This is a genomic window from Exiguobacterium sp. SRB7LM (assembly GCF_015712685.1).
Taxonomy (GTDB): domain Bacteria; phylum Bacillota; class Bacilli; order Exiguobacteriales; family Exiguobacteriaceae; genus Exiguobacterium; species Exiguobacterium profundum.
Window position 1 is genome coordinate 275,968 of sequence record NZ_VWVR01000006.1, and the last position, 12,951, is coordinate 288,918.

Annotated in this window: 12 protein-coding genes and 1 other RNA gene; 10 read left to right on the plus strand and 3 right to left on the minus strand. The window is 50.2% G+C overall.

Features of this window, described 5'->3' with window-relative positions; all coding sequences use genetic code 11:
* Positions 1 to 25: 25 nt before the first annotated feature.
* The gene (locus F3H97_RS02195; protein WP_196430451.1) at positions 26 to 1,066 is read left to right on the plus strand and encodes an alcohol dehydrogenase family protein; all 1,041 of its coding nucleotides are present in this window, start codon (positions 26 to 28) and stop codon (positions 1,064 to 1,066) included.
* A gap of 25 nt (positions 1,067 to 1,091) precedes the next feature.
* Here F3H97_RS02195 and F3H97_RS02200 read toward each other — a convergent pair whose 3' ends face one another.
* Positions 1,092 to 1,745 carry a YczE/YyaS/YitT family protein gene (locus F3H97_RS02200; protein ID WP_196430452.1) on the minus strand — a complete coding sequence of 218 codons (654 nt, stop codon included), beginning with the start codon at positions 1,743 to 1,745 and terminating at the stop codon, positions 1,092 to 1,094.
* Positions 1,746 to 2,081: 336 nt separating this feature from the next.
* Between F3H97_RS02200 and F3H97_RS02205 the strand changes: the two genes are divergently transcribed.
* From F3H97_RS02205 to F3H97_RS02215, 3 genes are all read left to right on the plus strand, one after another.
* The gene (locus F3H97_RS02205; protein ID WP_196430453.1) at positions 2,082 to 3,296 is read left to right on the plus strand and encodes a DASH family cryptochrome; all 1,215 of its coding nucleotides are present in this window, start codon (positions 2,082 to 2,084) and stop codon (positions 3,294 to 3,296) included.
* Between the two features lie 74 nt (positions 3,297 to 3,370).
* Positions 3,371 to 3,557, plus strand: a non-coding RNA gene (ssrS, locus tag F3H97_RS02210) — 6S RNA.
* Positions 3,558 to 3,652: 95 nt separating this feature from the next.
* Positions 3,653 to 4,420: a tRNA threonylcarbamoyladenosine dehydratase gene (locus F3H97_RS02215; RefSeq protein ID WP_074037451.1), complete on the plus strand. Its 768-nt coding sequence runs from the start codon at positions 3,653 to 3,655 to the stop codon at positions 4,418 to 4,420.
* A gap of 12 nt (positions 4,421 to 4,432) precedes the next feature.
* Here F3H97_RS02215 and F3H97_RS02220 read toward each other — a convergent pair whose 3' ends face one another.
* Entirely contained in the window at positions 4,433 to 5,749 is a 1,317-nt protein-coding gene (locus F3H97_RS02220) for a replication-associated recombination protein A (RefSeq protein ID WP_074037449.1), read from the minus strand.
* A gap of 60 nt (positions 5,750 to 5,809) precedes the next feature.
* On the opposite strand from F3H97_RS02220, the gene cymR reads away from it, so the two are divergent.
* From cymR to F3H97_RS02240, 4 genes are read left to right on the plus strand one after another with little or no spacing between them, the layout of a single operon-like run.
* The gene (cymR, locus tag F3H97_RS02225) at positions 5,810 to 6,217 is read left to right on the plus strand and encodes a cysteine metabolism transcriptional regulator CymR (RefSeq protein WP_147536788.1); all 408 of its coding nucleotides are present in this window, start codon (positions 5,810 to 5,812) and stop codon (positions 6,215 to 6,217) included.
* A 17-nt stretch (positions 6,218 to 6,234) separates the two neighbouring features.
* Positions 6,235 to 7,371 (plus strand): cysteine desulfurase family protein, encoded by a 1,137-nt coding sequence (locus tag F3H97_RS02230; RefSeq protein ID WP_159562007.1) that lies wholly within the window; start codon positions 6,235 to 6,237, stop codon positions 7,369 to 7,371.
* Positions 7,372 to 8,493, plus strand: a complete 1,122-nt coding sequence (gene mnmA / locus F3H97_RS02235) for a tRNA 2-thiouridine(34) synthase MnmA (RefSeq protein WP_074037444.1) — start codon at positions 7,372 to 7,374, stop codon at positions 8,491 to 8,493.
* 10 nt (positions 8,494 to 8,503) lie between these two features.
* Entirely contained in the window at positions 8,504 to 9,163 is a 660-nt protein-coding gene (locus F3H97_RS02240; protein ID WP_159562008.1) for a tetratricopeptide repeat protein, read from the plus strand.
* Between the two features lie 61 nt (positions 9,164 to 9,224).
* On the opposite strand, the gene F3H97_RS02245 is transcribed toward F3H97_RS02240, so the two are convergent.
* The gene (locus F3H97_RS02245; RefSeq protein ID WP_196430454.1) at positions 9,225 to 9,773 is read right to left on the minus strand and encodes a VOC family protein; all 549 of its coding nucleotides are present in this window, start codon (positions 9,771 to 9,773) and stop codon (positions 9,225 to 9,227) included.
* 115 nt (positions 9,774 to 9,888) lie between these two features.
* Between F3H97_RS02245 and F3H97_RS02250 the strand changes: the two genes are divergently transcribed.
* Both F3H97_RS02250 and recD2 read left to right on the plus strand, forming a co-directional pair.
* Positions 9,889 to 10,575 carry a hypothetical protein gene (locus F3H97_RS02250; RefSeq protein ID WP_196430455.1) on the plus strand — a complete coding sequence of 229 codons (687 nt, stop codon included), beginning with the start codon at positions 9,889 to 9,891 and terminating at the stop codon, positions 10,573 to 10,575.
* A 70-nt stretch (positions 10,576 to 10,645) separates the two neighbouring features.
* Positions 10,646 to 12,853, plus strand: coding sequence for an SF1B family DNA helicase RecD2 (recD2, locus tag F3H97_RS02255; protein ID WP_230872792.1), 2,208 nt, complete (start codon positions 10,646 to 10,648; stop codon positions 12,851 to 12,853).
* Positions 12,854 to 12,951: the final 98 nt, after the last annotated feature.

Below are 12,951 nucleotides of genomic sequence, written 5' to 3' on the forward strand. Positions count from 1 at the left end.
ACGAAAGCGAAGGAGGCAAAATACCATGAAAGCTGTACAAGTCGTAGGATATGGGGACGTTGACCAACTCCAAGTGGTTGATATCCCGAAACCGTCTCCGAAAGCAGGAGAAGTGCTGATCAAGGTACGCGCCTGCGCGATTAACAATACGGAAATATGGATGCGAGAAGGGGCTTATGGAACTGGGGAAAAGTCAGGATGGCGCCCGGAAGGCGTCCAGTTCCCACGCATTCCCGGTTCAGACATCACTGGTGAAGTCGTCGAGCTCGGAGATGGGGTCGACCAAGGGATGATGGGTCGACACGTCGTCTTATTCCCGTTCACCTCGAGCGGACCTGAGCGGAAGGAACACTTGTCGGACGATATGTCCTTTATTGGATCAGAGTATGACGGGGGCTACGCGGAGTATGTATCATGGCCGGCTGACCTTTGTTTTGACATGCCGCTTGATGATTTCGTCGAGAGTGCAGTCTTTTCCGTAAGTGGTCTCACGGCTTGGCATATGAACGAGCAGTTACACATCCGTTCCGGTGAGACGATTGTCGTCACTGGGGCAAGTGGCGGGGTCGGCTCACTCAACATCCAAATTGCGGCGAACGTATTCGGGGCGAATGTGTTCGCTATCGTCGGTGATTTGAAAAACGAGCAAGAGTTAAAAGCGCTTGGGGCGACCGAAGTGTTTTCCTACCGTTCTGAGACGCTCGCCGATGATATCATCGCTGCGAACGGTGGCCCGGTCGACGCGGTCCTCGATGTCGTGGGAGATGCGCTATTTGATGTATCTCTAAACATCTTGAAAAAGGGAGGGAAGTTCTGTATCTCTGGTTCGGCGGGAGGACAGACGACCCATCTCGACTTCCGGACGCTGTACTTGAAACATATCGCGATGTACGGGTCTGTTCTCGGGACACGATATGAATTCGCGGAGATGTTGCGCTCGGTCGCCGAAGGGAAGCTAAAACCGGTCATTGACCGGACGTTCCCGCTTGAAGAGGCACGTGAGGCACAGGCGTATTTTAAACAATCGGGTAAGTTCGGAAAGATTGTGCTCATTCCGAACACATAAAAAGAGAGGAGATCTCCTCTCTTTTTCATGCGAATTTTACTTTGAGACGATCGACATAGGCGATGAACAGGCGGAACCGTTCTAGCCAAAACTGGAAGAATGGACCGATGAGGAAAATCGATAAGACGGTCCCGAAGAAAAGTGGTCCGCCGAGTGCCCAACCGATGAGACAAGCGGTCAGTTCCATCCAAGTCCTCATGGCACGGACGGACGTTTGGAAACGGTCTGCTAAGGCAAGCGTCAATCCATCGCGTGGACCGGCACCGTACCCGACGGCGACATAGAGACCAGCTCCCATGCCCATCACAAATATGCCGAATGTGAGCCAAACAATATTCACAATCATCCCTTCGAAAACAGGGAGCCATTGCTCATTTAATATCACGTTCATGAACACCCCAACGAACACCGCGTTTACTAGAGTTCCGAACTGAGGACGTATGCGGTCGAGTATGTATTTAAATAGAACGAGTAAAAGACCGACGCATAAAATCACCGTCCCGATTGAAATCGGAAGATGGTGAGCGATACCGATATGAAGGACGTCCCACGTGGAAACCCCGAGATTTGCCGTGATCATGATAGATGAACCGAGCGCGAGTAAGAACAACCCGGTCATGAAGAGACCCCATTTGAAGAGAATGCGTAAAAGATGGATAGATCGGACGTGCACGAACATCGCCTCGTTTCAATAGAATGATTGATTTATCTTAGCACAGGCGATTGAAAAACATAAAAAAAACGTCTCAGCTTATTGGCTGAGACGTGAGTGTTATTTCTTCGATGATTTCTTTGCTTTGTTCTTTTTATAGTAATCGTAGACGAACGGTGCGACCGCCGTCGCGATTTTAATCAATGTTCCCATTTTGCCTTTCTTAGCCATTATGCTGCACCCCTTTCTCTTCTAGAAGAATATATTCCACACAATTTGATTTTGAAAACATATCTCGAGCACATTCCATCTTCATGACAAAGATTATAACCCATCATACTATAGGGTGGAGGAGGTCTATTGATGAAAACAATCATTTGGTACCAAAATGATTTACGTATTGATGATCATTTACCGCTTGAAGAGGCACTTCGCCATGACGATCCGATCGAAGGTCATTTTTTTATCAGTCCGAATCAGTTCGTTGAAAATCGTTATGGCGTCATTCCACTTGGGAAGGAGCGACTTCATTTCTTGAAGGAGTCATTAGAGGATGTGGCCGGTTCACTCGACGCACTTGGTATCCCATTTCACGTGCACGTTGGTCATCCGCTCGAAACGCTCGACCCGTCCGACCGTCTCTTGTTTCAGCGGGCAGTCGGATACAATGAGCGCCGACGTGAAAATGAAGTGATCAAAAAATGGAAAGGGGAGTACAAGACGTTCGGTGGATTCACGTTATTTGAAGAGGGCGATATCCCGTTTGAGAAAATGCCGTTTCTCTTCACGGAGTTTCGAAAAGCGGTCGAATATGATGTACGTCCCCGAGAACTGATTTCCCGTAAGGCGACGGCTGCCACACGCGAGGTGACGTTCCCATTTTCGATTCAAGAAGTAAAGCAAGACCCGAGGACGGCTTTTCCGTTCAAAGGTGGCGAATTGGCAGCGAAGCGTCGATTGAATGACTATTTGTCCGTGCCGATTCGAACGTACAAAGAAACGAGAAATGGTTTTGGTGTCGATGACTCGACGAAGCTATCTTCTTATTTAGCGAACGGCTCGTTATCACCTCGACGGGTATTCTTTGAACTCGAGGCACATGAACGAACGCATGGGGTAAATGAATCAACGTACTGGCTGTACTTTGAACTATTATGGCGTGAGTTCTTTCAATGGGTCGCACTCGAGCAAGGGAAAAAATTATTTCGATCACAAGGCATCCGGTCGAAACGGAAAGACTGGCGAGTCGAGGCGGATGTCATTGAAAAATGGCGAAAGGGAGAGACGGGTGTTGATTTCGTAGATGCGTTTATGCGCGAACTGAATGCGACGGGATGGATGTCCAATCGGGGGCGACAAATCGTGGCGAATTATTTTTCAAAAGAGTTAAAACAAGATTGGCGTTACGGGGCTTCCTACTTTGAATCGAAACTAATCGATTACGACGTGGCGAGCAATTGGGGGAATTGGGCGTACCAGGCGGGTGTCGGGAACGACTCGCGCGACCGCCGTTTCAACATCGAGCGTCAACAGTTCACGTATGACCCGGACCGTGCGTTTCGTAACAAATGGTTGTGACCAAACTGTCACGTGAAGTCGGCGTTTCTCATTGACTTCTTTTTACAGAAGCGCTATAGTTAAATCAACAGATGGGATACCTGAGGTGTACGAGAGCCGCCTTCGTTATTTTGAGCCAACACTTTGAATACGGGAGACCGAACTGCTAACCAGATCAACTGCCTCATCACGTGCAGGAGGACTTGTGAAGGAAACGCTAGGTCACCCACCTGCATACGCAGGTTCAAAAGCAAGGCATCGTCACGGCACTCCGGGCCCCATCGATTTTTTTGTAAATACGTCGCGAGACGTCTTTTTTTTGAATATAATTCCGAGTAAAATAGTATGAGAAAATAGGATTAGTTGGAGGAAGAAATATGTTACACCAGTTTTCACGTAATGAATTGGCCATCGGCTCTGAAGGCCTTGATGCTTTAAAGAATAAAACGGTCGCGATTTTAGGCGTCGGCGGTGTCGGCTCATTTGCGGCAGAGGCACTTGCGCGCAGTGGCGTCGGACGCATCATCCTCGTCGATAAAGATGATATCGACATCACGAACGTCAACCGACAAATCCACGCACTATTGTCGACGGTCGGTCAACCGAAAGTCGAAGCGATGGGGAAACGTCTCCTTGACATCAACCCGGACTTAGACCTCGTCCAATTGAAGATGTTCTATACAGAAGAGACATATGAAGAGTTCTTCGCTCAAAACATCGACTACGTCATCGATGCGTCAGACACGATCATCTATAAGATTCATTTAATCGTAGAATGTAAGCGTCGCGGCATCCCGGTCATCTCAAGCATGGGGATGGCGAATAAGATGGATCCGACACGCATCAAGGTCGTCGACATTAAAGATACGTCATATGACCCGATTGCGAAGATGGTCCGTACTCGTCTACGTAAAGAGAAAATCTACAAAGGCGTCCCGGTCGTCTTCTCGGACGAATCTCCAATCGTGACACGCGAAGACGTGAACGAGGTCGTCGGGAAGAAAGATGCCCCGATCCGTAAAGCGAAGATGCCACCGAGCTCGAACGCGTTCGTCCCATCGGTTGCAGGACTTGTCGCTGCAGGATACGTCATCAATGACTTGCTCGAACAAGCGGGCGTCGAAATCAACCGCATCCAAAAATAAAACGACGCTGGCTCATTTCGAGTCGCGTCGTTTTTCCCAATAATCGAGCCGTTTTTGGATTTGTTGCTCGAATCCACGTGGCGTCGGTTTATAGTAATTTGGTCGTTTTCTAGCCAAGTTTTCTGGCCAATAGTTTTGAGGGACGAACCCGTCTTTTTCGTCATGTGGATACTTGTATCCGACCCCGTTCCCGAGTTCACGTGCTCCTGGACTATGGGCATCCCGGAGATGTACGGGCACAGGGCCTCCCTCGACTGTGCGGACGTGGTGAAGCGCCTTGTCGATGGCGGTGATGACCGCATTTGATTTTGGAGCGGTTGCCAAATAGAGAACGGCTTCTGCGATTGGGATGCGAGCTTCTGGAAAACCGATGTACTCGCTCGCTCGTGCTGCTGCATCGACGATGAGAAGTGCGTTCGGGTCGCTCATTCCGATATCTTCGGCGGCATGGACGTATAAACGACGCATGATGAATCGCGGAGATTCGCCAGCCTCAATCATGACGGCTAGCCAGTATAGCGCGGCATCTGGGTCAGACCCCCGAATCGATTTGATGAACGCCGAAATGACATCGTAATGTCGGTCGCCCGTCTTATCGTATTTGATTGACTTCTGTTGAATCGACTCTTCCGCGACCTCTAGCGTGATATGAATCTCTCCGTCCACCTCAGGCGTTGTCAAGACGGCGAGTTCGAGTGCGTTCAACAGGACACGGTAGTCACCATCCGCCATTTTGATATAATGGTCTGCAGCAGCTTCATCCATTTTGACCGGATAATTTCCGAGACCACGTGAGTCGTGTAGCGCCCGCTCAAGGACGGCACGTAACTCTTCAGCACCAGGTGGCTCGAGTCGAAACACGGTCGCGCGTGACAGGAGTGCGGCGTTTACTTCAAAACTCGGGTTTTCTGTCGTCGCTCCGATGAGGACGAGCTTTCCAGACTCAAGGGCAGGAAGGAGTGCGTCTTGTTGGAGCTTATTGAACCGGTGGATCTCATCTAAAAAGAGAATCGTCCGTTCGTCTTCATAGTCGAAGCGGGACTCCGCTTCACGAATGACGTTCCGCAATTCATCGAGTTTTGCTGTGACGGCGTTCAATTGGACGAATGTCGCTTTCGTGTAATTCGAAATAACACGGGCAAGTGTCGTCTTACCGGTGCCAGGTGGACCATATAGGATAATCGTACCGAGTCGATCGGCTTCGATGGCACGACGAAGTAGCTTGCCCTCGCCGATGATATGGCGCTGTCCGATAACGTCATCTAATGTTTCGGGGCGCATCCGATTGGCGAGCGGTCCGCCATTCGATTGATGAAATAAATCAGGCATACGTAACCATTCCTTTCGACAAACGTTTGTTCGATTAGTATAACAGAAGGAGACTTGAAGATGAAAATATCTACAAAGGGCCGCTATGGCTTAACGATTATGATTGCGTTGGCGCGTGAGACAGATAACAAGCCGCTCAGTTTAAAGAAGATTGCCGCACGCCATGAGTTGCCGGAGCATTATTTGGAGCAATTGATCGGTCCACTCCGCAACGGGGGACTCGTCAAGAGTGTACGGGGTGCGTACGGCGGCTATCAGCTCGTCAAACCGGCAGAAGAAGTGACAGCAGGTGAAATCATTCGCTTGCTCGAGGGACCTTTAGCCATCGTCGAAGAATCTGAAGCAGATGATGCGGTGAAACGCAAGCTTTGGGATAAAATCAAAGAAGCCATCGATACCGTCCTTGACGAAACGACACTCGCGGACCTCGCTGAAGAAGAGTCAGACGGCTACATGTTTTATATTTAATAATGAGGTGACCTTAGATGAACTATTTTGATCACGCTGCGACGACACCGATGCGACCAGAAGTCCTCGAAGCGATGACACCGTACTTTTTAGAGACGTACGGGAACGCGTCGAGCATCCACGGAATTGGACGTAACGCCCGGGCGGCGCTCGATTCGTCACGTCGCGTCCTCGCGAAGTGGATTGGTGCTTCACCGAACGAGATCGTCTTTACGTCAGGTGGGACGGAGTCGGATAACTATGCCTTGTTCGGTGCGGCATATGCCCATCAAGAAAAAGGCAAACATATCATTACGACAAAAGTCGAGCACCACGCCGTTCTTCACGCGATGGAGCAACTTGAGCGTGAGGGCTTCGACGTCACGTATCTCGATGTTGATGAGTCGGGAGCTGTAGATATAGAAACGTTCCGATCAGCGTTACGTGAGGATACGATTCTCGTATCGGTTATGTACGGCAACAACGAGGTCGGAACGCGCCAACCGATTCAAGAAATCGGGGAGTTGTTACAAGACCATCAGGCTCTCTTCCATACGGATGCGGTACAAGCGCTCGGTACAGAAGAAATTGATGTGAAACGTATTCATGTCGATTTATTGTCGGCGTCCGCACATAAAGTGAATGGGCCAAAAGGTATCGGTTTTCTTTTCATGAAAACAGGTGTAAAATTAGCGTCACGTTCTTTTGGTGGACAACAAGAACGTAAACGTCGAGCCGGCACGGAAAATGTTCCGGGTGCCGTCGGATTCCAAAAAGCAGCTGAACTCGTCATGGCAGAGCGTGAGGACCGAGTGACTCTCTATGCTTCGCTCGATTTGGCACTGCGTCAACGTCTTGACGAACTAGGCGTAACTTATGAGGTGAACGGGTCGAATCGTTTACCTCACATCGTGAACTTATACCTCCCTGGAATTGACCTTGAACCTTTCCTCATCATGATGGATATGCGGGGCATGGCGATTTCGAGCGGGAGCGCCTGCACGGCGGGGTCGGTCGAACCGTCCCATGTATTGTCGGCGATGTACGGGGATTCAGAGCGGACGCGTCAGTCTGTTCGAATCAGTTTTGGCCACGGTAACTCGGTCGAGGACGCGAAACGGCTCGCGGAGCGACTAGAAGAAGTCGTCTCGACATTTATGAACGGAGTGAGATAGATGAATTTACGCACGAAAGCCCCTGAAGAGACGACGGTCGTCGTCGGGATGTCAGGTGGCGTCGATTCATCGGTGACGGCCCATGTGTTAAAAGAACAAGGGTATAACGTCATCGGAATTTTTATGAAAAACTGGGATGACACGGACGAGAACGGTGTGTGTACGGCGACAGAGGACTATGAAGACGTCATCGCCGTGGCGAACCAAATCGGGATTCCTTACTATGCGGTCAACTTTGAAAAAGAATATTGGGACCGCGTCTTTGAATATTTCTTAGCGGAATATCGTCTCGGTCGGACGCCGAACCCGGACGTCATGTGTAACAAAGAAATCAAATTCAAAGCATTCCTCGACCATGCGCTTCGACTCGGTGCCGATTTTGTAGCGACCGGACACTATGCGCAAGTGAAATATGTTGATGGTGAGCATCGTCTGTTACGAGGAAAAGACGACAACAAAGACCAAACGTATTTCTTGAACCAATTGTCACAAGACCAGCTCGCGCGGACGATGTTCCCCATTGGTCATATGGATAAGAAAGATGTACGTGCGATTGCCGAAGAGGCAGGACTCGCGACGGCGAAGAAGAAAGATTCGACGGGAATCTGCTTTATCGGTGAACGGAACTTCAAAGAGTTCTTGTCGGAATACCTTCCATCACAGCCTGGTGAAATGCGGACGCTCGACGGTGTCGTCAAAGGACGTCACGACGGGTTGATGTACTATACACTCGGACAACGTCACGGTCTCGGAATCGGTGGCGATGGGGACCCTTGGTTCGTCGTCGGGAAAGATGTCGAGAACAACGTCTTGTTCGTCGGACAAGGGTTCCATCACGACGCGCTCTACTCAGATGCGCTGCTTGCTTCGAAACTATCATGGACGGGAGCTGCTTCATCAGGAGAGTTCCGGGCGACGGCGAAGTTCCGTTATCGCCAACAAGATGTCCCGGTCACGATCGCTCCGCTCGAAAATGGCGAGGTCCTCGTCAAGTTCGATGAGCCACAACGTGCCATCACGCCAGGACAAGCGGTCGTCTTCTATGATGGCGACATCTGTCTCGGTGGGGCAACGATTGACGAAGCGTATCGAAACGGAAAACGACTCGACTATATCGGATGAGGTGATTGATATGAACGCAAACGAACAAGGCATCCAAGCGATGCAGCAAGGTGAATTCGAACAGGCGGCCAAACATTTCAATGAGGCCATCGAAGCGAACCCGACGGACCCGACTGGTTTCGTCAACATGGGGACATTGCTCCAGGCGATCAACGATTACGATCGTGCCGTCATCTTCTATGATAAGGCGATCGAGCTCGATGGTTCGTTCGGTGCCGCTCACTACGCGAAAGGTGCACTTGCCTATGAACTCGAGCAATTGGAGTCAGCGGAGGCGTCGCTTCGCCAAGCGCTCCTTTCTGGGATGGATGATGCTGATCTTCATTTCATGCTCGGGTTGACGTATAAGGCGATGGGTGATTTCGTTCGAGCGATGCCACGCTTGCGTGAAGCGAAAAAACAATCGCCAGAAGACGTGGAGATCACGTTCCAATACGGACTTGCACTCGCACAGAGTGAACAGCTCGAAGAGGCGGTCGTTGCGCTAGAAGAGACGCTCGATCTCGATGCGAGCCATACGGATGCCCGTTACAACTTGGCAATCGCATATGCGTTCTTGGGTGACCAGGAACGAACGTACGCTGAGCTTCAACGCGTCTTGGAGATGCAACCGGATCATGAACTTGCGCGTGACGCCATCACGAAGATGGATGCGCTGCTTGGAAACTGAAACGTATGAACAAGAAAGTGCCATCGCGATTGAGCGATGGCACTTTCTTTAGTTATCGCAATCAAAGTTGCTTCGTTGTGATTTTGACGGATTCTCCGGCAAACTCGCCGTATGCTTCGTCCATATTTTTCGTATACAGTTCGATGATGTTATGGCTCGGGTCTTTGAAGTACGCCGAGCGTTCTTTCCCATTCTTCGTCTCATCTTCGTCCCACGTCCGAAGTTTAACAGGGACATCGGTCTCATCTAAGATTTCGAGAGCCTGTTCAAACGACTCCATCGGAACGAAGAACGCACAGTGGACGTGGACGCCACCTTCATCATAGAGCGTGTCCCATTCCGTCACGTCCTGTTTACGGTTCGCATCCTCTTCTTCCGTAAAGTCGCGCTTCAACCAAAGACCTAACCGTGTGTTCCCACCGATATAAAGCCATGTTGCCCACGGCTCGTTCGCCTGCTCTTGTGATTCACTCGGCTCCGCATCGTCTCCGACCCATTGTTCGACGACAGGAAGACCTAATTTTTCATGCCAAAAAGCTACAGCTTCGTTCATGTCTGTCACTTCTAAAACGAGTTCACATAATCCGCTGACTGGAATTCGTTTGCCCATAGATGATTCCTCCTTCAATGTGTCATTCGAACAGTTCCCCGTTTCTTTAAATCAAAAACGCGACTAGCTGTGTTGAAGTGGGGGAATGGCAACCTATAGAAGGAGGTCGAGTGGCTTGCGAAAATTCAGTATGGTCAGCGTCATTTTGTTTTTTATTGTCGAGTACGTCTGGTTGAATCAATTATTTGAATCGGTAAATGAACGATTAGCAGATGGGAAATGGACGAATACGATTTTATATCAAGTGGTCGTTGAACCACGTGGACTCTTAACGTTAATCTTCCTTTTATTCGTAGCGCTCCTTCTCGTGGGATGGGCTGTTCACTATGTATACAGTGAGCAAAAGTCTTGGCAACATACATCTGAACATGTCGGTATTGGTTGGGTCGTTCCATTGATTTTGGCAGTACTCGGATTCCTCATTCCGAACGTATATGTCCAAGTCGGGATGTTACTCCTTCAAGTAACATTTATTCCGCTCATCCCATTCATCCATCAGACCGTCCCATTCTGGAAAGTCGTGACGAACTGGTTGATTCAGTTGGCTGTCATCGGTCTCGTCCTATTTGGGGCGAGAGGGATGCTTGAGGACTCGATTCGAATCGAGAAGACCGAACTCTTCACAAAACTCGAGGCATATCAGGCATCTGGTGACTTGGACAGGATTCAGAGATTAATTGAAGAAGTGGACTTGGATCAGGTTGAGCGCATTTTGGACCAGATTGATATCGAACAGTTGATACGTATTTTGGAGGTCGTCGATCTCGACCGAATCGAGCAAATCTTAAACCTGTTTAATTAGGGCATTTGTTCAATCGATTCATCTCGGGCTATAATGGATGATGGAAAAATAGCTGGAGGTGTCGGATATGATGGCAGCACCTTATGAGTTGACTGGAAAAGTCATTCGCGTCCTGTTTCAATCAGAAGAAGAGGCGCATACGATTGCGCTCGTACGTATAAAAGAAAAGAATTTTGAGACGGATGAGACCGAGATGGTCATCGCAGGCGTCGGGGTTGGCATCGAGAAAGGCGAGACGTATAAGGCGCACGGTCGTCTCGTTGATCATCCTCGATTCGGGAAACAGATGAAGGCGGATTGGATTCGCCGTGTCGTCCCGATGACGAAACGAGCTGCCGTCCGCTTTTTGACGAACGGGTCTTTCCCTGGAATCGGTCAAAAAACGGCGCAGAAGATTGCGGATTCACTCGGCGACGATTGTATCGACCAAATTGTGAGACATCCGAGTATCCTATCCGAAGTCGACGGATTGAAAGAAAAGCAGGCGCGTGTGATCACCGAGCGCCTGAACGTTTTATATGGGGTCGACCAGTTGCTTTTATTTCTCGCTCCGTTCGACGTGACACCACGTCTCGCCTCAAAAATCCATAAAGAGTACGAAGGACGGGCGATGGAGACGATTGAGAAAAATCCGTATGCGCTCATGTACGACGTACAGGGCATCGGCTTCAAGACGGCGGATGCGATTGCGGCGCACTTCGGAATTCAAGGCATTCATCCCGAACGCATTGCGGCAGCGGTGCTTTACGTATTAGAACTTGAACAAGGGAACGGTCATCTCTACGTGACGGCAGAACAACTTGAAGCCGAGATGCCTCGAATTATCGGGGCGGACCCAGGTGAGGCGCTCGTCACGGCATTAGAGTCACTTGCCAAAGAAGAACGGGTCGTCATCGATGATGGGGTCGTCTATCACCCTCGCGTGTTCCGTGCTGAGCGAAAAGCGGCAGAAGAGTTGGCGCGCATCATGGCGACATCGACAACAGAGGATGTGGATATGACGACCATCTTTGATGCGGTCGGACGTGTTGAGGAAATGTTTTCAATCGAATATGCGACCCAACAGCGAGAAGCCATCGAACTTGCGCTCAAGTCACCGCTCATGGTTCTCACAGGTGGTCCAGGTACCGGGAAGACGACGGTCGTCCGAGGGATCATTCATGCACTCAGCGACGTCTTCGATTGGAAGTTAGATCCCGTTCCGAACCAACCGTTCCCGTTCGTCTTGGCCGCACCGACGGGTCGAGCGGCGAAACGCCTAAGCGAGTCGACAGGGCTACCGGCCTCGACGATTCATCGGCTGTTAAAGTTCGACGGTAGTTCGTTCCAAGTCGATGAGACGAATCCGCTTGTCGGGAAAGTGCTCATCGTCGATGAGGCGTCGATGATTGACATCTTTTTGTTCCGAAGCTTGCTAAAGGCGGTACCGAACGGCATGAAAATCTTGTTCGTTGGAGACCGCGATCAGCTCCCGTCTGTCGGACCGGGGCAAGTACTTGCCGATTTGATGGCGACAGAAGGGATTCCGGTCGTCCGCCTCGACGTCGTCCACCGTCAGGCGTCGGAATCGAGCATCCTCCGACTTGCCCATTCCTTGAACGCCAAAAAGATGCCAGAAGATTTGTTGGCGTCACTGCCGGACCGGCGCTTCTATACGGCGAATCAGGAGACGGCACTTCAAGCGATTTGTCAGATGGCAGGAGCGGCTCTCCGAAAAGGATATTCACCGTTTGATATTCAAGTGCTCGCACCGACGTATCGAGGGGTATGTGGAATTGACGGACTGAATGAAGCACTTCAAAACGTATTCAATCCAAAATCAAGTGCCCGTGAAGTGAAGCATGGGACGCGCATTTACCGAAACGGTGATAAAGTGCTACAACTCGTCAACAACGCCGAGGAGAACGTCTATAACGGGGACATCGGGGAAATCACGAACATCTTCTACGCGAAGGAAAATGTCGATAAGGTCGACAAGATTTATATCCGATTCGACCAGACAGAAGTCGAGTACAACCGTAGTGAATGGGACCAGTTCACCCATGCCTACGCCATCACGATCCATAAGTCACAAGGTTCCGAGTTCCCAATCGTTCTCATGCCGGTCTTCTTCAACGGAGGATTCCGATCGTCGCGCAACTTGATTTATACAGCTGTGACTCGGGCGAAGAAGAGTTTACTCTTGTTTGGTGACGTGCGTGCGCTCGAGGCGGCGACGCGAGAAGAGGAGCCGGTGCGACGGACAAAATTGGTCGAGCGCTTAGGCGGGAAGTCTTGACGTCTTTCCGAACGCGTGTGATAATGACGAATAGACAACTGAAACGATACAGACGATGAAGGAAATGAGTACGTCGTCACCGCCTCTACAGAGACATC